Source organism: Bradyrhizobium sp. 1(2017) (assembly GCF_011602485.2).
GTDB lineage: Bacteria > Pseudomonadota > Alphaproteobacteria > Rhizobiales > Xanthobacteraceae > Bradyrhizobium.
On sequence record NZ_CP050022.2, the window covers coordinates 7,576,843 to 7,601,045 of the forward strand.

At 64.7% G+C, this 24,203-nt stretch carries 20 protein-coding genes; 13 read left to right on the forward strand and 7 right to left on the reverse strand.

What is annotated here, in order from left to right:
• Nucleotides 1-232: 232 nt before the first annotated feature.
• From HAP40_RS35945 to ugpB, 3 genes are all read right to left on the reverse strand, one after another.
• A complete protein-coding gene (locus tag HAP40_RS35945; RefSeq protein ID WP_166812376.1) occupies nt 233-1,855 on the reverse strand; it encodes an ABC transporter substrate-binding protein in 1,623 nt (540 codons plus the stop codon).
• Between the two features lie 349 nt (nt 1,856-2,204).
• Nucleotides 2,205-3,152 (reverse strand): aminoglycoside phosphotransferase family protein, encoded by a 948-nt coding sequence (locus HAP40_RS35950; RefSeq protein WP_208024850.1) that lies wholly within the window; start codon nt 3,150-3,152, stop codon nt 2,205-2,207.
• 155 nt (nt 3,153-3,307) lie between these two features.
• A complete protein-coding gene (gene ugpB, locus HAP40_RS35955) occupies nt 3,308-4,648 on the reverse strand; it encodes a sn-glycerol-3-phosphate ABC transporter substrate-binding protein UgpB (protein ID WP_166812372.1) in 1,341 nt (446 codons plus the stop codon).
• A gap of 194 nt (nt 4,649-4,842) precedes the next feature.
• Between ugpB and HAP40_RS35960 the strand changes: the two genes are divergently transcribed.
• The 11 genes from HAP40_RS35960 to HAP40_RS36010 all read left to right on the forward strand — a co-directional run bounded on the left by HAP40_RS35960 (nt 4,843) and on the right by HAP40_RS36010 (nt 17,198).
• Nucleotides 4,843-5,832, forward strand: a complete 990-nt coding sequence (locus tag HAP40_RS35960) for a TRAP transporter substrate-binding protein (protein WP_166812371.1) — start codon at nt 4,843-4,845, stop codon at nt 5,830-5,832.
• Between the two features lie 6 nt (nt 5,833-5,838).
• A complete protein-coding gene (locus tag HAP40_RS35965) occupies nt 5,839-7,917 on the forward strand; it encodes a sensor histidine kinase (RefSeq protein WP_166812369.1) in 2,079 nt (692 codons plus the stop codon).
• Nucleotides 7,887-9,635, forward strand: coding sequence for an ATP-binding response regulator (locus tag HAP40_RS35970; protein WP_166812367.1), 1,749 nt, complete (start codon nt 7,887-7,889; stop codon nt 9,633-9,635). The genes HAP40_RS35965 and HAP40_RS35970 overlap by 31 nt, the downstream gene beginning before the upstream one ends.
• Nucleotides 9,636-9,639: 4 nt before the next feature.
• Nucleotides 9,640-10,377 carry a response regulator gene (locus HAP40_RS35975; RefSeq protein ID WP_166812365.1) on the forward strand — a complete coding sequence of 246 codons (738 nt, stop codon included), beginning with the start codon at nt 9,640-9,642 and terminating at the stop codon, nt 10,375-10,377.
• Nucleotides 10,378-10,743: 366 nt separating this feature from the next.
• Complete coding sequence (locus tag HAP40_RS35980) at nt 10,744-11,355, forward strand: sigma-70 family RNA polymerase sigma factor (RefSeq protein ID WP_166812363.1); 612 nt, start codon at nt 10,744-10,746, stop codon at nt 11,353-11,355.
• A 342-nt stretch (nt 11,356-11,697) separates the two neighbouring features.
• Entirely contained in the window at nt 11,698-12,396 is a 699-nt protein-coding gene (locus HAP40_RS35985; protein WP_166812361.1) for a cytochrome c biogenesis CcdA family protein, read from the forward strand.
• A gap of 31 nt (nt 12,397-12,427) precedes the next feature.
• Entirely contained in the window at nt 12,428-12,991 is a 564-nt protein-coding gene (locus HAP40_RS35990) for a thioredoxin family protein (RefSeq protein ID WP_166812359.1), read from the forward strand.
• 109 nt (nt 12,992-13,100) lie between these two features.
• Entirely contained in the window at nt 13,101-14,084 is a 984-nt protein-coding gene (locus HAP40_RS35995) for a hypothetical protein (protein WP_166812357.1), read from the forward strand.
• A 90-nt stretch (nt 14,085-14,174) separates the two neighbouring features.
• On the forward strand, nt 14,175-15,149 hold the full coding sequence (locus HAP40_RS36000; protein ID WP_166812355.1) for a hypothetical protein: 975 nt from the start codon (nt 14,175-14,177) through the stop codon (nt 15,147-15,149).
• Between the two features lie 364 nt (nt 15,150-15,513).
• Nucleotides 15,514-16,107: a L,D-transpeptidase gene (locus tag HAP40_RS36005; RefSeq protein ID WP_166812353.1), complete on the forward strand. Its 594-nt coding sequence runs from the start codon at nt 15,514-15,516 to the stop codon at nt 16,105-16,107.
• 53 nt (nt 16,108-16,160) lie between these two features.
• On the forward strand, nt 16,161-17,198 hold the full coding sequence (locus HAP40_RS36010) for an amino acid ABC transporter substrate-binding protein (RefSeq protein ID WP_166819221.1): 1,038 nt from the start codon (nt 16,161-16,163) through the stop codon (nt 17,196-17,198).
• 304 nt (nt 17,199-17,502) lie between these two features.
• Here HAP40_RS36010 and HAP40_RS36015 read toward each other — a convergent pair whose 3' ends face one another.
• Nucleotides 17,503-18,642 (reverse strand): acyl-CoA dehydrogenase family protein, encoded by a 1,140-nt coding sequence (locus HAP40_RS36015; protein ID WP_166812351.1) that lies wholly within the window; start codon nt 18,640-18,642, stop codon nt 17,503-17,505.
• A gap of 129 nt (nt 18,643-18,771) precedes the next feature.
• Nucleotides 18,772-19,986: an acyl-CoA dehydrogenase family protein gene (locus HAP40_RS36020; RefSeq protein WP_166812349.1), complete on the reverse strand. Its 1,215-nt coding sequence runs from the start codon at nt 19,984-19,986 to the stop codon at nt 18,772-18,774.
• A 137-nt stretch (nt 19,987-20,123) separates the two neighbouring features.
• On the opposite strand from HAP40_RS36020, the gene HAP40_RS36025 reads away from it, so the two are divergent.
• Nucleotides 20,124-20,669, forward strand: coding sequence for a carboxymuconolactone decarboxylase family protein (locus HAP40_RS36025; RefSeq protein ID WP_166812347.1), 546 nt, complete (start codon nt 20,124-20,126; stop codon nt 20,667-20,669).
• Nucleotides 20,670-20,758: 89 nt separating this feature from the next.
• Entirely contained in the window at nt 20,759-21,253 is a 495-nt protein-coding gene (locus HAP40_RS36030; protein WP_166812345.1) for a VOC family protein, read from the forward strand.
• A gap of 91 nt (nt 21,254-21,344) precedes the next feature.
• On the opposite strand, the gene HAP40_RS36035 is transcribed toward HAP40_RS36030, so the two are convergent.
• Together HAP40_RS36035 and HAP40_RS36040 are read right to left on the reverse strand one after the other, a co-directional pair.
• Nucleotides 21,345-22,583 carry an MFS transporter gene (locus HAP40_RS36035; protein ID WP_166812344.1) on the reverse strand — a complete coding sequence of 413 codons (1,239 nt, stop codon included), beginning with the start codon at nt 22,581-22,583 and terminating at the stop codon, nt 21,345-21,347.
• A gap of 222 nt (nt 22,584-22,805) precedes the next feature.
• Entirely contained in the window at nt 22,806-24,053 is a 1,248-nt protein-coding gene (locus tag HAP40_RS36040) for an MFS transporter (protein ID WP_166812342.1), read from the reverse strand.
• Nucleotides 24,054-24,203: the final 150 nt, after the last annotated feature.

The following is a 24,203-nucleotide window of genomic DNA, read 5'->3' on the forward strand; positions in this document are numbered from 1 at the left end:
AATGAGATCGCGCCGCGCGTACCGCAGCGCCCCCTCTCCCCTTGTGGGAGAGGGTTGGGGTGAGGGGTCGCCAGAAGCGGGGTTGGAGTTCGTGGCGACCCCTCACCCGTCTCGCCGCTACGCGGCGAGCCACCCTCTCCCTCAAGGGGAGAGGGAATGAGAGTGTTGTGCTCGCCTCACTCGACCGAGACATACAGAGAGACGCCGCCATCTCGCGCGCGCTCATGACGACTCACCCCTTCGCCATCGCGCGATAGTCCAGGCGGCGGTGGAACCAGTATTGATAGCCGCTGATGTTCTTCTGCATCGCGACGTTGACGAAGGGCTGGTACAGCGGGATGCGCGGGATGTCGGCGTAGGCGAGATCGACGAAGCCCTTCACGTCGGCATCGTAGGCCGCCGTGTCGCCGGTCGCAGCGGCCGTGCGCGCGCCGTCGATCAGCTTGTCCATCGCCGCCGACTTGTAGCTCATGGTGTTGAAGACGGAATTGTTGCCGTGATAGCACCAGTAGAAGAAGTATTCGGGGTAATCGAGCCAGCCCGAGAACACGTTGGTGAAGAGCGGCATCTCCTTCTTGTTCAACTCGGTGCGCCAGTTGGCGCCGGGCACCTTGTTGATGGTGGTCTTGATGCCGAGCTGGGCGAGGCTCTCCTGCACGAGCACGCAGAGCGGCTCGTTGACGCCGGCAAAGTTCAGGTCGAACGAGATCGTGGTTTCGAAGCCGTTGGCGTAACCGGCCTCCGCCAAGAGCGCCTTCGCCTTCGCCATGTCGGTGTTGTATTTGTGCGGCTGCGGCCAGGCGACCTCCGTGGCCTTGTCCGCGGGCGCGCCGAACATGGGATTGCCAAGCCCGAACAGCACGGCGTCCATGATCTTCTGGTACGGCATCGCATAGGCCATCGCCTGCCGCACCTTCGGATTGTCGAACGGCGGCTTGGTCACGTTCATGCCGATATACTGGATGCCGTTGGAGAACGGCAGCGACACCACGTTGAGCTTGCCGTTCGCCTTCATCTCCTGGAAATCCTTGAACGGCAGCTCATAGGAGATGTCGGCATCGCCGCGCTCCAGCAGCGCACGGCGGTTGCCGGCCTGCGGCACCATGCGCCAGATCACACGCTTGATCTTGGGCATGGGACCGCCGACCCAATCCTCGTTGCGCTCCATCACGACCTCGGTGCCGGCCGTCCACTTCGTGACCTTGTAGGCACCGGAGCCCGCGGTCTGCTGCTTGGTGAATTCGAGACCCCAGGGGTCCTTCTCGCTGGCGTTCTTCTTGACCAGCTCGGAATTGACGACGCAGGGCACGATCACCGCGAGATCGGGAATCGTCAGCTTGTCCTTTTTCAGGAAGTCGACGCGTATCGTGTGGTCGTCGATCACGACGAACTGCTCGGGCTTGGTCAGCGAGCCCGCGCTCATCTGGAAGGTCGGGAAGCCGCCGACGTTGACGGCGCGGTCGAGCGACCATTTCACGTCCTTGGCGGTGACCGGTGCGCCGTCGTGGAATTTGGCGTTCTTCTTCAACTTGAAGGTGACCGACATGTCGTCGATCTTGAAATCCTCGGCGAGCTCGCCCTTGAACTTGTCGCGGTCGTAATAAGGCACCCCGCCGGGGCCGACTTTCATCTCGTGGCTGATCAGCCGGTCGTAGCAATTCCAGGACACCTCATAGCCGGGCACGTTGGTGCCGATGCCGTGGATGTCGAGATTGTTGGGGCCGCCCTCGGAGACGATCAGCAGCGTCTCCGAACGGGCATCCGCCTTGGCCGAGGAGATCACGGACGGCATGGCCGGAAGCGCCGCGCCAGCGGCCAATCCGGAAACGGACTTGAGGAAATCGCGGCGCTTCATGAAATCGCTCCAACACAAGGTTTTTGGTTGGAACCGGATTCGCAAGGTTCGTGCCAAGGCTTAACAGAAGCTTACGGCCTCGATAACCGACTGAATTATCGAGAAGAATCCGAAACCTTAGTAGCCTGGGGTGCTTGGCGCAGGCCCGATATTGCATACAAAGATGCTGAACTGCTCATAAAATGAGCTGTGCGAAATGCAAGCCCGTCCAATAAGCACCACCTGTCATGCCAAGGCGAGGCGCAGCATCGAGCCCGGAATTCATCGAGCCGCAGAACACGCGCAAATGGATTCCGGGCTCGCCGCTCTGCGGCGCCCCGGAATGACGGAGAGAGCGGGGCACGATCACTCACCCCGGCCAGATCATCTCCTGCAGCTCGATCAGATTGGCCGCCTTCTCCTGCCAGCCCTCGATGCAGACATGGCTGTTGAGATCGCTGGCGCGGTGCAACAGCATCAGGGCCATCAGGCGGCGCTTGAACGCGAAGTCCAGCTTTGCGTCGCCGAAGCCTTCCAGCAGGCTCTTTACCCGGCCCGGCCGGCCCGCCGCCATGAAGGCGCTGGGACCGAGCAGATCGTAATCGCGCCACCCTGCGAGCACGTCGCCGAAATCGAACAGGCCCTTGAGCGACCAGTTGCCGTCGTCGCAGCCGAGCAGGAAGTTCTCCGGGATGTATTCGCCGGTCAGGATCACCGGCGGCGCGTCCATCGGGATCAGCTTCTCCGCATCGCGCAGGAGATCGTCGAGCCCGGCGAGAAACCTGGGCGCGAGGCCGAGACGCGTATGCCGCGCCCTGCAGCCCTGCATCTGCCGGCGCATGAAGTCGGCCCAGCGCGGCTCGATCTGCGCGAGCGCGCCGAGCGGGGCGCGCTGCACGGCGGCGATGGTCTCGCCGATCTGGCGCAGCAGGTGCTCCTTCTGGTCTTCCGGCAGATGCGGCCAGACCTCGGAGCCGAGCGTGCCGGCAAGGCGGGTGATGACCAGATAGGGCCAGCCGTCGCGCTCGCCCTCTGCGACGATTTCGGGGATCGGCAGATGCAGACGGCCCTTGAGCTGCGTCAGCGAGCCGCGCTCTGAGACGAATTGCGCGCGCAGCAGCGGCGGGAAGATCTTCAGGATCAGCTTGTCGCCGAGTCCGACCACGAGGTTGGTGCCGGTCGCAAAGACATGCGGCGCGCCGGCATCAAGGCCATGGCCACGCGCGATGTCGAGCGCGATGGATAGCCATCGCGAGGCATCGGTACGAAAGGCGCAAAAGCTTTCCGCATCGGTGAAGTGAGGCAGTGTCATCGACATCACGTGCTTGATGCGTTTGAGTTCGTCATGCCCGGGCTCGTCCCGGGCATCCACGTTCTTCGTGCTGCGGCTAAGGCGTGGATGGCCGGGACAAGCCCGGCCATGACGCTGTGGAAAGGTCTCTTGCGCTCTAACGCCGAGCTTCCATCCCGCCGCTACCGGTCCGGACTTGCGCGCTCGAACTGGCGCAGCAGCTTGTTGCCGCGTTCGACGGCGGAATCGAGCGCTGCCTGCGCGCTCTTCTGGCCGGCAAAGGCCTGCTCCAGCTCTTCCTCGATCGCACCGCGGATCAGGTTGAAGGAGCCGAGCCGGATGCCCTTTGAATTCTCCGTCGGCGGATTGAGCGTGATCTCCTCGAACGAGATCGCCGAGCCCGGATTGCGCTCGTAGAAGCCCTGCGAGCGCGTCAGCTCGAAGGCGGCGCGGGTGATCGGCAAGTACCCGGTGTTCTGGTGCCAGGCGGCCTGCACGCCGGGCTGCGACAGATAGGCGAAGAACCGCGCCACGCCCTTGTATTCCTCGCGCGGCCGGTCGCGCAGCACCCAGAGCGTGGCACCGCCGATGATCGAATTCTGCGGCGCGCCCTTCACGTCGGGCCAGTACGGCATCATGCCGTAGCCGATCTCGAATTTCGAGTTCGCCTTGATGTCGGCGCGGGTCGCCGAGGAACCGATGAAGATGCCGCATTCGCCCTTCTGAAACCGTGGCTCCGCCGACTGGCCGCGGCCGCTATAGTCGAACAACTTGGTCTTCTGCCACTCGCTGAGCGCTGCGATGTGCTGCACGAGCGACGGGTTGTTGATGGTCAATTCCGCATCCAATCCAGCAAAGCCGTTCGCGCGCGTCGCCAGCGGCAGATTGTGGAAGGCGGAGAAATTCTCGACATGGATCCAGGACGGCCAGGACGTGGTGAAACCGCAGGCCGCGCCGCGATCGCGCAGGCGTTTTGCGGCAGCCCCCAATTCCGGCCAGGTCTTCGGCGGTGTCTCCGGATCGAGGCCCGCATCGCGGAACATGGTCTTGTTGTAATAGAGGATCGGCGTCGAGGAGTTGAACGGGAACGACAACAGATTGCCGGCCGCGTCGGTGTAGTAGCCGGACACGGCGGGAAGGTAGTCATCCAGCGAGAACGGCTCGCCCTGGTCCCGCATCAGGCTGAACACCGGGTAGATCGCGCCCTTGGCCGCGGTCATGGTGGCGGTGGCGACCTCGTTGACCTGGACGATGGCGGGCTGGCTGCGCGAGCGGAAGGCGAAGATCGCCGCAGTCACCGTCTCGGTGTAGTTGCCCTTGTAGCTCGGCACTATGCGGTAATCGGACTGCGAGGCGTTGAAGTCGGCAGCGAGCTTTTCCAGTTGCTTGCCGAGCTCGCCGGACATGGCGTGCCACCACGCGATCTCGGTTGCCGCCTGCGCTTTCGAGATGAACGTGAGCGCCGCAACGATGGCGACGACCGGCAATAGGCGCAAGGCTGAAATCACGATGGCTCTTCCCATCTGGCGCGGCAAACGGCAACCGCCCCTGCTTAAGGCGCGGCCGTTGCGGTTTCAACCGGGAATGCGCGCCGGCCGCGCCGCACAATCGGCCCCAGGGCCCGTGGCCGGGATGGCCTTCCCCTAACCATTTGCTAGGTTGCGTTGAACCTTTTCCTTCCGCCATAGACTCCACCACTGAGGGGTTGAGTGTACCAGTGCTGAGCCGTGCCGAACTCTCGCGGGCCGGGGTGATCTTCGTCGCGCTTCTGCTGACCGTCTGGACGACGGGCGCCGTCGCACGCGAATTTCGCGCCGCCGACACCCAGGCCGAGAATTATCCGACCGTCCAGGCGCTGCGCTACATGGGCGCCCTGATCGCCGAGCGCACCGGCGGGCGGCACGAGATCAAGGTGTTCCATTCCCGCCAGCTCGGTGAGGAAAGGGAGACCATCGAGCAGACCCGGGCCGGCGCCATCGACCTCAACCGGACCAACGTGGCGCTGATCGGCAATTTCGTCCCGGCGATGAACGTGCTGGCGATGCCGTTCCTGTTCCGGTCCATCGAGCACATGCAGAAGGTGCTGGACGGGCCGGTCGGCAGCGAGATCTTAAACAGTTTCGAGCCTTATGGCTTCGTCGGGCTCGCCTTCTACGATTCCGGCGCGCGCTCGATCTATAATGGTCTTCGCCCGGTCCGGAACGTCGCGGACCTCAAGGGGTTGCGGATCCGGGTGCAGCAGTCGGAGTTGATGAGCCAGATGATTCGCTCGCTCGGCGCCGAACCGGTCGAGCTGCCCTACGGGCAGGTGCTCACCGGGCTTGCCAACCATCTGATCGACGGCGCCGAAAACAACTGGCCATCCTTCGTGACGACAGACCATTACAAGTACGCCGGCCATTACACCCTCACCGCGCACACGATGAGCCCGGAGGTGCTGGTGATCTCGCTGAAGGCCTGGCAGAGCCTCTCGGCGGAGGAGCAGACCATCTTCAGGGAGGCCGCGCAGCGCTCCAGCCACTTCATGCGCGAGAAATGGCGCGACCTGGAGGAACAGTCGCAGCGCAAGGCGGAAGCCGCCGGCGTCACCATCATCAGAGAGATCGACCGCCAGCCGTTCGAGGACGCCATGGCTCCGATCTATGCCAACACCGCGCGCGATCCGTCCGCAGCTGCGCTGATCGAACGCATCCGCAAGGTGGAGTAGGTCCAGTTGGCCGCAGCCGGACATAGCGAGCACGCGGACAGGCCGGCCGGCCCGCTCGGGCGGCTGCGCGCGCGGCTGGTCGGCGTGCTGCGGGCGGTGCCGATCCGCTGGCGCATCCTGTCGATCGCGGCGCTGAACTCCGCCGTGGTGGTGGTGCTGGTCGGGATGATCTGGAACGGCGCGCAGGTCCTGGGCTCGGCCTGGGAGGACGTGCGGCAGGTGCGCGAGTCCGACCGGATCCTGGCGCTGCTCGAAAGCGAGACCGGGCGGCTGCAAAACCTGATCCACCGCTACATCAACCAGCCGAGTCCGGACCTGTTCGCCGAGATCCTCCTGCTGCGCGAGGCGGTGCTGGGCACGCTGACCAACCGCGCCACCAAGGACCCGATGCTGTCGGGCTCGGTCGAGGAGCTCGAACGCACCACCGACCGCTTCCTCAACGGCTTCGGCGAGCTGCGCGGCGTGCAGGCCACCATCGCCAAGACCTATGAGGAGCAGGTCCAGGGTCCGGCCAAGGACATGGCGGGGCTCTATTCGATCATCGAAGGCGCGACCGGCCATCGCGACGCCCTGATCTGGCCGTCGCTCGGCAAATCCCGCGAGGCCTTCACCGCCATGCTGGTCGCGGCCAATTCCTATTATCTGTCGCTGTCGCCTGGCGCCGCCGACGACGCCCGCCGCAACACCGAGACGATCGAGAAGACCATCCCCGTGATGATCGATCTCGCCGACAACGACCTCCAGCGCATGGCCCTGCGGCGGCTCGGCGCCCGGACCACCGCGCTGCGCGAGGGTTTTGCAAAGCTCTCCGAGCAGCTGGCGAGCCGGACCGAGCTGCTCCGCAACACCATCGACGCCAGCCAGGCCGAGGCGATCGGCGCCATCGACGATCTCTCGACCAAGATGCGCCAGCGCGAGCAGAAGGCGCAGGAGACCTTCGACCGCACGCTGGCGGACATCTCACGCCGCGTGCTGTCGATCGCGGTGATCTTCCTCGGCATCATCCTCACCGCCGGCGTGATGATCGCGCTGTCGATCCGCCTGCCGCTGCAGCAGATCATGACCGCGATGCGCGCGATCACGCTCGGCGACCTCGACCGCGAGGTGCAGGGCACCAAGGCACGCGACGAGGTCGGCGCCATGGCGCGCGCGGTCGAGGTATTCCGCGAGAACGCGATCGCCAAGCGCGAGACCGAGGACGAGCTGCGCGCGTCCAAGGAGAAGGCCGAGAGCGCACTGCTCGAGCTCAACACCGCGCAGCAGAACCTGATCGACGCCGAGCGGCTCGCCGCGCTCGGCGGCCTGGTTGCCGGCGTCGCGCACGAGGTCAACAACCCGATCGGCATCAGCCTCACCGTGGCCTCCAGCTTTGCCCGGCGCACCGAGATCTTCGAGGCCCAGCTCAAGGGCGACGGGGCCTTGCGCCGCTCACAGCTGGAGGAATTCGTACAATCCTCGCGCGACGCCTCGCAGCAGCTCGTCGCCAACCTGCAGCGCGCCGGCGAGCTGATCCAGTCGTTCAAGCAGGTCGCGGTCGACCGGTCCCATGCCGAGCGGCGGCAGTTCTCGCTCAGCGAGGCCACCGACCAGATCATCGCCAGCCTGCGTCCGGTGCTGAAGCGCGCGCCGATCACGCTTCAGGTCGACGTGCCCGAGGGGCTGCTGCTCGACGGCTATCCCGGCTCCTACGGCCAGATCCTGACCAACCTGTTCCTCAATGCCGCCAACCACGCCTTCGCCGACGGCCGGGCCGGCACGATCGCGATCTCGGCGCGGCCGCGCGGGGCCGACGACATCGAGATCAGCTTCGCCGACGACGGGGCCGGGATGACCCCCGACGTGCAGCGCCAAGCCTTTGACCCATTCTTTACCACTCGGCGCAATGAAGGTGGTACGGGACTCGGCCTGCATATCGTCTATAACCTCGTGACCCAGCAGCTCGGCGGCCGCATGATGCTGGAATCCAAGCTGGGACAAGGCACTACTTTTCGGATTATCATGCCCCGCGTCGCCAGGGGCGGCGCGCAAAACACAGAAAGTGACGGGACTTCTCAATGGCCGAACAGGACGATGTCCTCCACCTGATCGACGATACCGGTACCGCGTCGGAGGATGCCAACGCCCGGAAATGGAAGATCGCCGTCATCGACGACGATCCGGCCGTGCATGACGGCACCCGTTTTGCTCTCTCGGATTACAGCTTGAACGGCCAGAGCCTGGAGATCCTGTCGGCCTATTCCGCGGCGGAAGGTCGCAAGCTGATGGCCGAGCACGGCGACATCGCCGCCGTGCTGCTCGACGTCATCATGGAGACCGACGTCGCGGGCCTCGAGCTCGTCGAGTTCATCCGCAACGAGATCAGGAACGAGACCGTCCGCATCATCCTGCGCACCGGCCAGCCCGGCCAGGCGCCGGAGCGGCGCGTGATCGTGCAGTACGACATCAACGACTACAAGGCCAAGACCGAGCTCACCGCCGACAAGCTTTTCACCTCGCTGACCGCGGCGCTGCGCTCCTATCAGCAGCTCGAGCGCATGGTGCAGACGCGGCGCGGGCTGGAAATCATCATCGACGCGGCCTCGACGTTGTACGACTTCAAGTCGATGCAGCGGCTCGCCGAGGGCGTGCTGACCCAGCTCGCCTCGCTGCTCAACGTCGACTGCGCCGGCATCCTGGTCCTGCGTGACAATGGCGGCATCGACCCCGAGCTCTCGGTGCTCGCCGGCAGCGGCTGCTACAGCCGCTTCATCGGCACCACCACGTCGAAGGCACTCGACCCCGATCTGCGGGCGATGGTGGAGGCCGCATTCCAGCGCCGCAAGAACGAGTTCGCCGACCATCGCAGCGTGATCTACTTGCGCACCGGCAGCGGCCGCGAGGTCGTGGTGCTGCTGCAGGCCGAGCGCGAGCTGTCCGAGACCGACCGCTCGCTGGTCGAGATCTTCTCCTCAAGGCTCTCGATCGCCTTCGACAACGTCATCCTCTACCAGCAGCTCCAGGACGCCAACACGCAGCTGGAGGACCGCGTCGCCCAGCGCACCCGCGCGCTGATGCAGGCCAACCGCCGCCTCTCCGCGCAATGGCTGCGGCTGCAGCGCGCCAACGGCTTCAAGAACGAGATCCTGGGCACCGTCGCGCACGATCTGAAAAATCCGCTCGGCGTCATCCTCGGCCGCACCGAGATGCTGAAGGAGCTGATCTCGACCGGCGCCTCGGAAAACGGCGTGGTCGCCCAGGTCGACCACATCCGCGACGCCACCAAGCGGCTGACCACGATGGTCGACCATCTGATCTCGGACGCGATGGCGGATGCCTTCGACATCACCATCCGCCGCGAGCCGGTCGACGTCGCCACCCTGGTCAAGGAAGTCGCCGACGCCAACCACCCGCTGGCGGTCAACAAGCAGCAGACGATCAGCGTCACCGCACCGCCCAACATCGTCACCATGTGCGATACCGACCGCATCCGCGAAGCGATCGACAACCTCATCAGCAACGCCATCAAATACTCGCCGATCGGCGGCAAGATCGCCGTGGCCGTGGGCCATGAGGGCGGCGAAACCATCGTCCGCGTCAGCGACGAGGGCGCCGGCCTGTCGCCGGAGGATCTCGGCCGCCTGTTCGGCCGGTTCCAGCGGCTGTCGGCAAAGCCGACCGGCGGCGAGAGCTCGACGGGGCTTGGGTTGTCCATCGTCAAGCGTATTATCGACATGCATGGCGGCGAGGTGACCGCCGACAGCGAGGGCCCCGGCAAGGGCTCGACCTTCACCATCACCCTTCCCGCGACTGAGATGCCGACCTAGTGACATGACACAAAGCCAGCACATCATGATCGTCGACGACGAGGCCCCGGCCCGGGAGATGGTCGGTGATTACCTCAAGATGCACGGCTTCACCGTGACGCTGTGCGACGGCGGCAAATCCTTGCGCGCCGCGATCGACGGCAGCATGCCCGACCTCGTCGTGCTCGATCTCAACATGCCCGAGGAGGACGGCCTGTCGATCGTCCGCGACCTCAAGAGCCGCATCAACGTGCCCGTGATCATGCTGACGGCGACCGCGAGCCCGATCGACCGCGTCGTCGGGCTCGAGCTCGGCGCCGACGATTACGTGGCAAAGCCGTGCGAGCTGCGCGAGCTGATGGCCCGCATCCGCTCGGTGCTGCGGCGGAGCGTGCCAGCCAAGGCCGCCGCGCCGGAGGCTGCGGCTGCGAAATCCGACAAGGACCAATTGGTGCGCTTCGGCACCAAATGGCTCGATCTCGAAGCGCAGGCCTTGCGCGACGACGAGGGCAACGAGCATCCGCTGACGGCGTCCGAGTTCGGGCTGCTCAAGGTGTTCGCGGCCAATCCGAAGCGTGTGCTGTCGCGCGAGCGCCTGCTGGAGCTCGCCAATGCGCGCGACGCCGAAGCATTCGACCGCGCCGTCGATCTCCGCATCATGCGCATCCGCCGCAAGATCGAGCCCGATCCGGCAAAGCCCGCCGTGATCCGCACCATCCGCGGCGGCGGCTATCTGTTCTCGCCGGCGGGCGAGAAGGCTTGATTTCTCCGTTGTCGTCCTGGCGAAAGCCAGGCCCCATTACCCCGAGCGGGGGTTGTGACACGAGACTGGTAACTCCGAGTCTCCGCCTCACGCCGCGCCTGGTTGAAGCGGCACCAAACGCCAAACTCCGAAAAACGTTCCCGCCTGCTCCGTTCAGGCCTCAGATCTCCACTCCCGTATTTTCCGTACATTGAAATTCCACGGCTTTTTGTTCCGAATGTTTCGTCGCGGCGATTTCGACGAAACAATTTGGCGGCGCACGAAACCATTTTCCCCTTTTCGTGCAGACGTCCCGAAACGTTGGCTCATTAACACTTCGATCCAAGGAAACGCCGCTCGGTTGCGGCGCTACGGGGAGCTAAGTCAATGCCGAACGTCATCGCCATCAACGCCCAGGCCAGCCAGAGCATCATTGCCGTTCAGGCGACTTCGGACGAAATGCTTCTCGAAAGCATTGCGGGCGGCAACCGGACGTCCATGCACATCCTCTATTGCCGGCACAATGTGCGGGTTTACCGCTTCATCCTGCGCATCGTGCGCGACGCCACCACGGCGGAAGATCTCGTCAGCCAGGTGTTCCTGGACGTGTGGCGCACTGCCGGTCAGTTTCAGGGCCGCTCGCAGGTCTCGACCTGGCTGCTCTCGATCGCCCGCTTCAAGGCCCTGACCGCGATGCGCCAGCGGCGCTTCGAGGATATCGACCAGGAAGACGTGCGCCAGATTCCCGACGATGCGGAGACGCCCGAGACCTCGCTCGACCGCAGCGACACCAGCGCCATCCTGCGCGCCTGCGTGCAGAAGCTGTCGCCCGCCCATCGCGAGATCATTAACCTCGTCTACTACCACGAGAAGTCGGTGGAGGAGGTCGGCCAGATCATCGGCATCCCCCAGAGCACGGTGAAGACCCGCATGTTCTACGCCCGCAAGCAACTGGCCGAATTGCTTAAAGGCTGCGGCGTCGAGCGCTTCGCCGCCTAACCTCAACGAATTCAAAGGGATAGGGTCATCGATCTGACCCTTTCCCCGGACACGGAAGTGTTACCGCCGACGAAACAATTGAAACAAAGCACAACATCAGGCGGAAAAACTTCCCTCCTATAAAGCTCTCATACGGTTTCGTTAAACCTCCCAAGACCTCCAGCGACCCGGACGATGCCCCCGTCCGGGTCGTTTTGTATTTGGCAACATTGCAGCCGCGGGCTCCCGCCTCTTGGGGAGAATCCCGTTGCGAGACGGAGCCCCGTCACGAACCCGTGACGGCGCGTAACGACCCGCTGGCTCATCGCGAACAGCCCTCGTGCCCCTCATCACGAGTGCCTCATGCTCGAACTTTTGTTCGCCGTTCTCGCCGGAATTCTCACCATCGCGGCGCCCTGCACGCTGCCGATGCTGCCGATCCTGCTCGGTGCCTCGATCGGGCGCGCGGGGCACTTGCGCCCCGCGATGATCGCGCTCGGCTTCGTCCTCTCGTTCTCCGCGACCGCGCTGCTGCTGGGTGCGATCACCCAGCTGTTCGATTTCGATCCGAATGTGCTGCGCGAGGCCGCCTCGATCCTGCTGCTCGGCTTCGGCCTGTTGATGTTGTGGCCAACCCCGTTCGAATGGCTGTCGATCCGGCTCAATGGCTGGCTCGATCTCGGCAATTCCGGCGCCACGCAGCGCGAGGGCGCGCTCGGCGGCCTCGTGCTCGGCACCACGCTCGGCCTGGTCTGGACACCCTGCGCCGGCCCGGTGCTCGGCTCGATCCTGACGCTGGTTGCGACCTCGAAGAACCTGTCATGGGCCGGCACGCTGCTGGTCGCCTACGCCATCGGCGCGGCGATCCCGATGCTGGGAATAGCCTATGGCGGACAGGCCGCGACCACGCGCGTGCGCAGCCTCGCCCGGATCTCGCCGCGGCTGCAGCAGGGCTTTGGCGTCGTCGTGATCGCCTTCGCGGTCGCCGCCTATTTCCAATACGACACGCTGATCGTGGCGTGGCTCACCGGCTTCTATCCCACCGGCCAGATCGGCCTGTGATCACCGCTTCATTTCACCGGAGGACTCATCCATGACGTTCAAACTTCTTACCGTGGCCGCTGCATTGATCGGCTTCACCGTCACCGGCGCCGTGATCCCCGGCATCTGCGACGAGGCCGCGCGCGCTGCGCCCATTGTTACCGCTGCCGCGAACCAGGAGAGCGCCCCCGATTTCACCGGCATCAACAATTGGTTCAACTCGAAGCCGCTGAGCATGGCCGACCTCCGCGGCAAGGTCGTGCTGGTCGATTTCTGGACCTATGGCTGCGTCAACTGCGTCAACACGCTGCCGCACGTCACCGACCTCTACGCCAAGTACAAGGACAAGGGCCTCGTCGTGGTCGGCGTGCACACGCCGGAATTCCCGTTCGAGCGTTCAGCCTCCAACGTGCAGGCCGCGTTGAAGCGCCACGGCATCACCTATCCGGTGGCGCAGGACAATGCGTCCAAGACCTGGAACGCCTACCGCAACCGGTACTGGCCCGCGCAATACATCGTCGACCAGAACGGCAAGATCGTGTTCCAGCACGAAGGCGAAGGCAGCTATGACGAGATCGACCGCACGGTGGCGAAGCTGCTGAACGCGAGCAGCTGAGCACGGCAGCCAATCCTGAGGTTGCTGCAGGGCTCAGACACTCTTCTTGCTTGACTCACCCGAGCCGTTCGCGGAGCTTCCGCCGCGACGTGGGAGTCTGACGCACGCAATGAACGACACAACGACCGGAAGCGAAATTTGTCTCCGCAAGAATACATCTTCAGCAGGTCGCCTTGTTGGGGCTGGCTTTGCGACCATCGTGTTGGCTTTTTCTGTTTGCGGCCTCGCGACATGGGCCCGGAACGGATACGCAGAGGTCGTTGCAGCGTTGGTCGGCTTGGTGATCGGCGTTCTGATGCTCCGCGAAACGACATTCGGCGCCGATGAGCTTTGGACAATCGCTTTAGACATCATCGTCGTCGAAAAGACGCGGCCATTCGGCCAGCCGAATGTCCGATTCATTCGGAGAGAGGAGATATCCGGAACTCGGATCAATCGCGACGGGACCAACCCAACATGCTTCCGCCTCGCTTTGCAGCTGACGTCAGGAGAGCGCCTGATCTCGCCGCCATTCCCGGAGGTCACGCACGTCCGCGAAACCGCAGCACGGATCGCCGAGCAGCTTAGCGCCCTCGATATCGATTCTCCCGTGAACCCGCTTGACGCCACCAATTTGGAGATGCGGATCGGCGAACCTGTCCGAAAGGCCCCCGGCACGTTCAAGCGAGTCATTATCCTGATCATCGCGGGCCTCTGCACCATTTTCTACGCGTTCAAATTCTGGAACGGCCTGCCTCTCGCGACCGCCGAAATCATATTCGTGTCGATCGTCGCCATTATTTTCCTCCTCTCTTTTCGATATGCGCACACATCCGTCGGCGCATTCTGGATCGTCCGCCACGGCGAAGTGCGCGCCGAACGGCTGACACGTGATGGCAAGCCAATTGCTGAGACGATCACAGGCAGCGACGTTGCCACGATTGGGTTGGAGCGTGATAGCAGGGCCGAGGAGGAGCGCTACGTTGTCAGGATCGACCTCTTGAGCGGGCAGAAGTTCCTCAGCCAGGGCATCGGAACGGAAGCAGAGACGCAGGCGGTGAGCGACGAGATTGCCCGACGGCTGGGGATCGCTCCTGAGCGGGTGCGCCGTTGAGTCCCGTGACCGGCCCGGGTCTCGTCCTTGTTGCTTGACTCCACGGACCCGTCCGTGGAGTTTCCAACGCGACGCAATCAGCCGCCCGCGATGGACGATACAACGACCGCTCCCGACATCCGCCTTCGTGAAGGCTCCTCGATCGCGCAGCGGCTGGTGATGTCCGCTTTTGCGGCGGCCGTTGCGCTGTGCTTCACGCCCGGCCTGTTCACGCGCGACGCGTTGGAAATCGTTATCTCGGTGGTCGCGCTGCTGGTGGGGGCGGGATTCGTCGTCGGCATCATGATGGCGCCGGCGGTGGTATGGATCATCACGGCGAACGAAATCCTGATCGGACGGCAAAGTCCGTTCGGCAAGCTGCGCACGCGGATCGTCGCGAAGGACGACATCACAGCGCTGCAGGTTCCCGGCAGCAAGCGGGTGAAGGCCCGCTTTCAACTCGTCTTCACGCTGACTTCCGGGGAACGCCTGACGTCGCCGCCGATCTCGGACGTCACCCATGTTCATGACACCGTGGCGCGGATCGCGGCACAGTTTGAGGTTCCCAATGTCGAGGAGCCCGTCAATCCGCTCGATGCCAGCAATCCCGAGATGCATCTCGGCGAGCCGCTCGAGGCGTTTCCCGCACGGGACATCCGCATCGTCGCGCTGATCGCCGTCGCGTTGTCCGCCGTGCCCTATGCCTACAAGCTCTGGCGCGGATGGCCGCCGAGCCATGTCGACATCCTGCTGCTGCCGCTCGGCGCGCTCGCGGCGTTCGCGGTCTATCGCTACGCCAACCTCGTGACCGGAGCGTTCTGGGTGATCCGGCAGAGCGACATCCGGGTCGAACGGCTGTGGGGCGACGGCACCCCGCGCACGGACCATATCGAGGGGCCCGACGTGAAGACGATCACCGTGGACCGCCGTGGCCGCTCCGAGGACGAGCATTGCATCGTCACGATCCGGACACGCTCAGGGCGGCGGTTTCGCAGCCCCCGGATCGGCTCGCGGGTGGAGGCGCGCGCAGTGGGGGCGGAGATCGTGCGGCGGCTGGGGATTCCGGCGGAGAGCAACAAGATTTAACTGGCGTCCAGTGCCAATTGCGAAAGTTGATCTTGCGGCGAGTTCGGTCTGAGCCTCTCCCGCTTGCAGGAGAGGTCGGCGCGTAGCGCCGGGTGAGGGTTCTTTCCTCTTGGGGGGTGTCCCATTGCGGGAGACACCCTCTCCCCGACCCTCCCCCGCAAGCGGGGGAGGGAGCGCACCACCGCTGCGGCCGCGAACACTGCTTTTCGCGCCATCCCCCGTTTGTGGCATTGCGGGGCTCGTCAAAAAACCAAAGCATTCTCGTGACATACCAGAGCGGCGCGCCATCAACTTGCCATGAACCTGCCCCTCAGGTTTGATGCTTCAGAATGATTTTGCGCTGTGGCAGCGGGGAGAGCTTTACATGACGGATTTTCGTCGCCTGACCGGGATGTTTTTGGCTGCGATCGGCCTGACCCTGTCCGCGCCTCAAACTTTCGCCCAGCAGCCCGACCGCGGCGACGAGCCGGGCCTGATCGCCGATGACGGCTATCAGCTCGAGCCGGAATGGCAGAAGCAGGTCGTCTATTTCCGCACCACCGAGCCGCCGGGCACGATCATCGTGTCGACCGCCGAACGGCACCTTTACCTGGTGCAGCCCGGCGGGCGTGCGATCCGCTACGGCATCGGCGTCGGCCGCGACGGTTTCCAGTGGCAGGGGCTCGTGACCATCACCAACAAGAAGGAATGGCCGGACTGGGTGCCGCCGCCGGAGATGATCCAGCGCCAGCCCTATCTACCGCGCTTCATGGCCGGCGGCCCCGGCAATCCGCTGGGCGCCCGCGCCATGTATCTCGGTACCACCGTCTACCGCATCCACGGCACCAACCGCCCCGACACGATCGGCACGAAGGTGTCCTCGGGCTGCTTCCGCCTCGTCAACAATGACGTCGCCGATCTCTACAATCGCGTCCCCGTCGGCACCAAGGTGGTCATCCGGCAGAAGCCCGAGCTCTAAAGCCCTTCCCTTCGACCACACTCCTTTTCCCGATTTTTCGAGAGAGCAACATGATGCGCACTTTTCGTGGCGGCCTGCTGATCGGGCTCGCCGTCGCCGTGCTGGTCGCCGTCTCGGCCATCATCTATGAATTCTACGACACCCGTACCCTGAAGCGCACCGTTCGGCGCGGCGAAGTGCTGTGCGGCGTCAACAGGGGCCTGCCGGGCTTCTCGATTCCCGACGACAAGGGCAACTGGACCGGCTTCGACGTCGATTTCTGCCGCGCGGTGGCTGCGGCGATCTTCAACGACCCGGGCAAGGCGAAGTTCGTCCCGCTCGACGCGGGCGAACGCTTCAAGGAATTGCAGAGCCGGAAAGTGGACATCCTCTCGCGCAACTCGACCTGGAGCATGGCGCGCGAGCTCGACTACGACCTCTATTTCCCCGCGGTCGCCTATTACGACGGCGCGGGCTTCATGCTGCCGCGTTCGCGCAACAAGGAGACCTCGCTGGACCTGACCGGCAGCAAGGTCTGCATGCAAGCCGGCACCACGACGACGCTTAACGTTGCCGACTACTTCCGCGCCAACAACATGAAGTATGAAGAGGTCAAGTTCGACAAGCTCGACGACGTCGTGAAGGCCTACGACACCGGCAAGTGCGACACGCTCTCGGCCGACGTCTCCCAGCTCTATGCGCTGCGGCTGAACCTGTCGAAGCCCGGCGACCACATGATTCTGCCGGACATGATCTCCAAGGAGCCGCTCGCCCCCGTCGTGCGTCAGCGCGACGACGACTGGATGATGATCGTGAAATGGACGCTGTACGCCATGATCAACGCCGAGGAGCTGGGCGTCACTTCCGAGAACATCGACGAGGCGCTGAAGTCGAAGAAGCCGGAAGTGATGCGCCTCGTCGGCACCGAGGGCCGTTACGGCGAGCAACTCGGCCTCACCAAGGACTGGGCTGCACGCATCATCCGTCACGTCGGCAATTACGGCGAGATGTATGAGCGCAATATCGGCGAGAAGTCGAAGCTGAAGATCCCGCGCGGCATGAACCAGCTGTGGAACGCCGGCGGCGTGCAGTACGCACCGCCGATGCGGTAAGGCAGGTCTCTCCGCCGCCGTTGCGAGCCAACGGGTCCGCGCGAAGCGCGGCCCGATGACAGGCTCCGCGAAGCAATCCAGAATCCCTCCGCGGCAACAGTCTGGGTTGCTTCGTCGCTACGCTCCTCGCAATGACGAGCTTGGCGCGAGCGCTCTCCACACTCTCCACTGTCATCGCCCGCGAAAGCGGGCGATCCAGTATTCCAGAGACCTCAAATGTAGACAGGGAAGCTGCGGCATACTGGGTCGCCCGGTCAAGCCGGGCGCCGACACCGCGTGTGAGGCAGGGCCTTCGCGTCCCGCCTCAATATCCCCGCGCCCGCGCCAGCTGCTCGGTGTGGTAGTTGGCGTCGCCGAACAGCTCCTCGCATACCCTTGCGCGCTTCATGAAGAAGCCGATGTCGAACTGGTCGGTCATGCCCATGCCGCCGTGCATCTGGACGCCCTCCTGCACCGCGCGCGTGGCGGTGGTGCCGGCACGGGCCTTGGCGACGGCGACGCTCGATGCGGCCTTGGCGACATCGGCATCCAGTGCCTGCAACGCCTTCATGGTGGCGGCGCGGGTGATCTCGATGTCGACATAGAGCTCGGCGGCGCGGTGCTGCAGCGCCTGGAATTCGCCGATCAGCTTGCCGAATTGCTTGCGGCTCTTCAGATACTCGACGGTGCGGTTGAAGACTTCGTCGCTCAAGCCCACCATCTCGGACGCCACCGCGCCGCGGCCGATATCGAGCACGCCGTCGAGCAGGCCGGCGGCCTGATCGACCTCGCCGAGCACGCTGTCGGCATTGACCTCGACATTGGCAAATTCGATCCGCGCCGCGTTGTGCGCGTCGACCATGATGGTGCGCTCGATCGCAACGCCCTTCGCCTTGGGATCCACCAGGAACAGCGTCAAGCCTTCACGTTCACCGGCAGAGCCGGAGGTGCGCGCGGCGACGACGAGGAGGTCGGCCGCGTGACCATCGACGACAAGTGCCTTGGCCCCGGAGAGCTTGAAACCGTTGCCGGCACGCGCGGCCTGCAGGCTGGTCTGGAGCGGACGATGCTTCGCGCCTTCGTCGACCGCGAGCGTCGCGAGCAGCGAGCCGTTGGATATCTTCGGCAGGTACTCGGACTTCTGCGCGGCGTTGCCGCCGCGGTTCAGCGCGGAGGCCGCGACCACGCTGGTGGCGAGGAAGGGCGAGGGCATCAGCGTGCGGCCGATCTCCTCCATCACGATTCCAGCCTCGACATGGCCGAGACCGCTGCCGCCGAACTCTTCCGGGACCAGGAGGCCGGCAAACCCCATCTCGGCAAAGGAGTGCCAGAGCTCCCTGGAGAAGCCAGTGCGATCTTTGCTGTCGCGCAAATGGCGCAAGTGCGACACCGGCGCCTTGTCGGTGATGAGCCCGCGTGCGGAGTCGCGGAGCATTGATTGTTCTTCGGTGAGGACGAGGGCCATGGTGTTGAATCTCAAACGTCTGATGGAACGCGTGTTCGTTGCTGTCATTCCGGGGCGCCTCGAAGACACGACCCCGGAATCTCGAGGTTCCGGGCTCGCGCTATCGCGCGCCCCGGAACGACGGTGGAATCAGGCGCCCGGCAGATCCAGGATGCGCTTGGCGACGATGCCGAGCATCACTTCCGTCGTGCCGCCCTCGATCGAGTTGGCCTTGGTGCGCAGCCAGGCGCGCGGACGGGCGCCCTGGCTGGAGCGTTCGCTCTCCCATTCCAGCGCATCGACGCCGCCGGCCGACATCAGGATCTCGTGGCGGCGCTTGTTGAGCTCGGTGCCGTAATATTTCATTGCCGAGGAGAATGCCGGATGGGCCTGGCCCGCCTTGGCGAGATCGACCGCACGCTCGGCGCAAGCCGCGAGCGCGGCTTCGTCGACGTCGAAGCTGGCGATCTTGCCGCGCAGCATGGAGTCATCGAGCCGCCCCTGCGCATCGGTGCCGACGGAATCGGCCGCGATCTGGCCGAGCGGCCGGCCGACGCCGCGCTCGCCCATTCCCGAGATCATCGCGCGCTCGTGCTGGAGCAGATATTTTGCGACGTCCCAGCCGCGGTTGACGGTGCCGACCACATGCGACTTCGGCACGCGCACGCCGTCGAAGAAGGTCTCGCAGAACGGCGAATAGCCGGAGATCAAGAGGATCGGCTTGGTCGAGACGCCCTTCGAGGTCATGTCGAACAGGATGAAGCTGATGCCGTCGTGCTTCTTAGCCGCGGGATCGGTGCGGACCAGGCAGAAGATCCAGTCGGCGTAATTGGCATAGCTCGTCCAGATCTTCTGGCCGGTGATGATGAAATCGTCGCCGTCGCTCTCGGCGCGGGTCTGGAGCGAGGCGAGATCGGAGCCGGCATTCGGCTCGGAATAGCCCTGGCACCAGCGGATCTCGCCCGCGGCGATTTTCGGCAGATGCTCCTTTTTCTGGGCGTCGTTGCCGTACTTCAAAAGCGCCGGCCCGAGCATCCAGATGCCAAAACTCGACAACGGCGGACGCGCGCCGATTTTCGCCATCTCCGCGCGCAGCACCTTGTGCTCGGCGGCGCTGAGGCCGCCGCCGCCATACTCCTTCGGCCAGTCCGGCACGGTCCAGCCCTTGTCGCGCATGCGCTCGAACCAGACGCGCTGCGGCTCGGAGGAGAATTTTGTATTGCGTCCGCCCCAGAACACGTCGGCATCCGACGTCGCGGGCTTGCGCATCTCCGGCGGGCAATTGGCTTCCAGCCAGGCGCGCGTCTCGTTGCGGAATGTTTCGAGATCGGCGGTCTCGGAATCTGTGGACTTGGAGTCGCTCATGGTCGTTTCCATCAATCAAAATCGACTTGTTGGGCGCGACTCTGGGCCATCGCACCGTGGAATTCAACCACTTCCATGTCGCGCATTCGGCTATAGTCGCTGTCACGACGGTGCTTGAAAACAAAGAGGAAACGACAATGCGCCTAAGACTTCTTTCGCCTGGCGAAATGAACGAGAGCCAGCGGCAGACCTACGACGAATCGATTGCCGGCAAGCGCGGCAAGCCGCCGGCCCCGATGATGGCCTGGCTCAACAGTCCGGAGATGGCGCGTCATGCCACGCGGCTCGGCGAGGTACTGCGCTTCGACACGATCTTCCCGGCAAAACTCTCGGAGATCGCGATCCTGGTGACGGCGCGGCACTGGACCGCGCATTACGAATGGTACGCGCACAAACGCCTCGCGCTCGCCGGTGGCATGGACCCCGGCATCATCGAGGCGATCCGCGACCGCCGCACGCCAGACTTCGACGACCCCAAGGGCAAGATGATCTACGACGTCGCGAAGTCGCTGCATGAGGGACACGGCGTCGAGAAGGGCCTGTATGACGAGGCGGTGAGGGTGCTGAGCGAGCGCGGCGTCGTCGAGGTGATCGGGCTGTGCGGCTATTACACGCTGGTGTCGATGACGCTGAACACGTTCGAGTTCGGCCTGCCCGAGGGAGAAGTCTCGGAGCTGGCCTAGTTTCTGATCCGGAAACGATGGGTTTCGGGATGGGCAATGGCGCTGTCCCGAGTCCCGCTCTATGTGCATGTTTTCAACGGAGCATTCACATGTCGCAGAACCAAGCCGTCGCCGCCGGCACCAGGATCGGCCACGTCCATCTCAAGGTCGCCGATCTCGACCGCGCGCTGGGCTTCTATTGCGGCGTGCTCGGCTTCGAGCTGATGCAGCGCATGGGCTCGGGCGCGGCCTTCATCTCGGCCGGCGGGTACCATCACCACATCGGGCTCAACACCTGGGAAAGCAAGGGCGGCTCGCCGCCGCCGCCGGGCACCACGGGGCTATTCCACACCGCGATCCTCTATCCGACGCGGCCGGCGCTGGCGGATGCGCTGCACCGGGTGCTCACGGCCGGCATTGCGCTGGACGGTGCCAGCGACCACGGCGTCAGCGAAGCGCTTTACTTGCGCGATCCCGACCAGAACGGCGTCGAGCTGTATTGGGACAAGCCGCGGGAGCAATGGCCGTTCGGGCCGGACGGGAAGCTTGCGATGTTCACCAAACGGCTGGATGTCGAGGCGTTGTTGAAGCAGCGGGAAGCTTAACTGCGTAGGGTGGGTTAGCCGAAGGCGTAACCCACCATGCCTCAGCGAATGCGGGACGCAGTTGGTGGATTACGCCTTCGGCTAATCCACCCTACGCAGTCTTCGTGTGCCGCTTCCCCCGCACCATGATCAGCGCCGCCGCCACCACCTCCAGCGCGATGCAGAGATAGAACGGCAGCGAATACCCGCCGGACCAGTCGCGCAAGGCCCCGACGACGCCGGGGCCGAATGCGTAGGTCACCTGGTTGATCGCGGTGTTGAGGCTGATCAGCACGCCGAACGAGGCACTGTCGAACTCCCGCTGCACGATCAGCGACGGCAGCGTGATGAGGTTGCCGACCGAGAAGCCGAACAGGGCGCAGGCCGCGATCAGGGCGTAGTCGTTGTGCAGATTGATGACGACGCATAGCGCCGCCGCCTGGCTCAGGAACGACAGCGCCGAGGCCAGCCGCTGGTTGAGGCGGTCGATCACCAGCGAGAACAGCACGCGGCCGACCACCGCCATCGCCGTCAGCACCGCGACGGCGACTGCGGCACGCTCGCGGCCGATCACGGGATCGAGGAACGAGATCAGGTGCACGATGAAGCCGACCTGCGCGAACAGCACCAGGGCAAAGGCAATGGTCACGGTGAGGAAACCGACGTCACGCATCGCCTGCGCGCGGATCTCCGCCGAGGATTGCGGCTTCGGCTTTGTCGCCGCGTGCGCGCCGTGAAGATCGGGCGGCCGTCCGACGAGAACGAGGATCACCGGCAGCAGCAGCACCAGCATGGCGCCGGCCGTGGCGTACATCGCACTGGCGAAACCGATATGGCTGATCAGCATCACTAGCAGCGGCACGCCGACGATGCCGCCGAAGCTCGCGCCGTTCAGCGCGAGGCTGATCGCCATGCCGCGCCTGTGGTCGAACCACAGGCTGATCGTGTTGGTGATCATGGCAAGGCTGGTGCCGGCCCAGCCGAAGGCGAGCACGGCATTGGCGAGATAAAGCTGCCAGGGCTCGCGCACCGCGCCGATCGCGACCGCGGCCGCTGCCATCGCCAGCGTGCCCGCGATCAGGCACAGCCGCGCACCATATTTTCGGACGGCTTCGCCGACGAACACGACGAGCAGCGCACCGAACAGATAGAAGAACGTCGTGCCCGCGGAGATCAGCGAGGCCGGCCAGCCCCGCGCGCGCTGCAGCTCGGCGACATAGACGCTCTGGCCGTAGAAGCCGAGCCCCCAGCCGAAGGTCGCGAGCAGGAAGCAGACCGCGACGATGCGCCAGCCTTCGTAGCGGAGGGAGGTTTCGTCGATCGGCATGGTGGGACGTGGATTGTCGAGCATTTCTTTGCTCCTCGCCGTCATTCCGGGGCGATGCGACGCATCGAACCCGGAATCTCGAGATTCCGGGCTCACCCTTCGGGTGCCCCGGAATGACGGCGGAAATTGAAGGACGTTGATGGCCTGACGAGCCTGTTCATGACGAGCATCATGTAACAACCGCGCTCCCGAAAATCACTTCGACCGCGGTCGAAGCATCAACGTTGCTGACAGCCTCCTGCCAACTCAGATCGCATCCGGGAACTCGCCCATCGCGGCATCCAGCTGGGCCTTGCGGCGGCGCGCCCAGGACGCCAGCGTGAGCACGGCGAGACCGAGCACGATGGGCGGAAACACCACCATGTTCACCGCGGACCAGCCGTAATTGGCCAGCAGCTGGCCGGAGGAGAACGAGCCGATCGCCATCATGCCGAAAACGAGGAAATCGTTGAAGGCCTGGACCTTGTTGCGCTCCTGCGGACGGTGCGTCTCCAGCACCAGCGCGGAAGCGCCGATGAAGGAGAAATTCCAGCCCACGCCGAGCACGATCAGCGTCGCCCAGAAATGCATCGCGGTGATCCCGGACAGGCCGATGCCGGCGGCGCCGGCCTCCAGCAGCAGCCCGGCCGCGACGACCTTGGGGGCGCCGAAGCGCGCGATCAGCGCACCCGTGAAGAAGCTCGGCCCGTACATGGCGACGATGTGCCACTGAATGCCGAAATTGGAATCGGACACGGACAGGCCGCACATCTTCATGGCGAGCGGCGCCGAGGTCATCACCAGGTTCATCATGGGATAGGAGATGACGCCGCACAGGGCGGCCGCGATGAAGCGCGGCTGGGTCACGATCTCGAGCAGCGGTCGTCCGCCATGCAGATCGGCCGGCGCGGGCCTGGGCATATCGACCCCGGCGACGATGCCCATCGCGACCAGCGCCACCGCGGCCTGCACCAGGAAGCTGAAGGCGAACAGATAAGGCGACCAGACGTCCATCGTCCATTGCACGAGCTGCGGACCGAGCACGCCGGCGAACACGCCGCCCGCCATCACCCACGACACCGCCTTGGGCCGATAGGCCGCGCTGGCGCCGTCGGCGGCGGCGAAGCGATAGGATTGCGCGACCGCGCCGTAGAGACCGCCGAGGAAGGTCGCGATGCAAAACAGTGCGAACGAGCCGTGCAGGATCGCGTACGATCCCAGGAGACCGGTAAGCATGCCGAGGCCCGCGCCGACGACGAAGGCGGCGCGACGGCCGAAGCGGCGCGAGATCGCGCCGGTCGGCAAGGTGCCGGCGGCGAGCCCCAGCACGTACATCGACAGCGGCACGGTTGCGAGCGACATGTCCGGCGCAAGCGTCGCGCCGACGATCGAGCCGGTGGCGAAGATCACGGCGGAATTTGCGCCCGTCAGCGCCTGCGCGGCAGCGAGGCGTACCACATTGGCGCGGACGCGCGAATCGTCGGTGATTTCGGCGATAGAGGTGACGTCAGACATTGGGGTTTCCGCCCCAAGGGGGCTCAAAGGGGGCTCACGGAGGACCTTGATGATTCCCGGCACTATGGCGGGGCCCGGGAGGGCGGGCAACCGGCGCAAACGGGCGCGGGCCATGCCCGTGACGCAATCGGGCGGATGATAGCGGGCCGT

Coding starts and splice junctions, on each gene's coding strand:
- HAP40_RS35945 (WP_166812376.1), bottom strand. CDS start 1,855: ATGAAGCGCCGCGATTTCCTCAAGTCCGTTTCCGGATTGGCCGCTGGC.
- HAP40_RS35950 (WP_208024850.1), bottom strand. CDS start 3,152: ATGTCGATGACACTGCCTCACTTCACCGATGCGGAAAGCTTTTGCGCC.
- ugpB (WP_166812372.1), bottom strand. CDS start 4,648: ATGGGAAGAGCCATCGTGATTTCAGCCTTGCGCCTATTGCCGGTCGTC.
- HAP40_RS35970 (WP_166812367.1), top strand. CDS start 7,887: ATGGCCGAACAGGACGATGTCCTCCACCTGATCGACGATACCGGTACC.
- HAP40_RS35975 (WP_166812365.1), top strand. CDS start 9,640: ATGACACAAAGCCAGCACATCATGATCGTCGACGACGAGGCCCCGGCC.
- HAP40_RS35980 (WP_166812363.1), top strand. CDS start 10,744: ATGCCGAACGTCATCGCCATCAACGCCCAGGCCAGCCAGAGCATCATT.
- HAP40_RS35985 (WP_166812361.1), top strand. CDS start 11,698: ATGCTCGAACTTTTGTTCGCCGTTCTCGCCGGAATTCTCACCATCGCG.
- HAP40_RS35990 (WP_166812359.1), top strand. CDS start 12,428: ATGACGTTCAAACTTCTTACCGTGGCCGCTGCATTGATCGGCTTCACC.
- HAP40_RS35995 (WP_166812357.1), top strand. CDS start 13,101: ATGAACGACACAACGACCGGAAGCGAAATTTGTCTCCGCAAGAATACA.
- HAP40_RS36000 (WP_166812355.1), top strand. CDS start 14,175: ATGGACGATACAACGACCGCTCCCGACATCCGCCTTCGTGAAGGCTCC.
- HAP40_RS36005 (WP_166812353.1), top strand. CDS start 15,514: ATGACGGATTTTCGTCGCCTGACCGGGATGTTTTTGGCTGCGATCGGC.
- HAP40_RS36010 (WP_166819221.1), top strand. CDS start 16,161: ATGCGCACTTTTCGTGGCGGCCTGCTGATCGGGCTCGCCGTCGCCGTG.
- HAP40_RS36015 (WP_166812351.1), bottom strand. CDS start 18,642: ATGGCCCTCGTCCTCACCGAAGAACAATCAATGCTCCGCGACTCCGCA.
- HAP40_RS36020 (WP_166812349.1), bottom strand. CDS start 19,986: ATGAGCGACTCCAAGTCCACAGATTCCGAGACCGCCGATCTCGAAACA.
- HAP40_RS36025 (WP_166812347.1), top strand. CDS start 20,124: ATGCGCCTAAGACTTCTTTCGCCTGGCGAAATGAACGAGAGCCAGCGG.
- HAP40_RS36030 (WP_166812345.1), top strand. CDS start 20,759: ATGTCGCAGAACCAAGCCGTCGCCGCCGGCACCAGGATCGGCCACGTC.
- HAP40_RS36035 (WP_166812344.1), bottom strand. CDS start 22,583: ATGCTCGACAATCCACGTCCCACCATGCCGATCGACGAAACCTCCCTC.
- HAP40_RS36040 (WP_166812342.1), bottom strand. CDS start 24,053: ATGTCTGACGTCACCTCTATCGCCGAAATCACCGACGATTCGCGCGTC.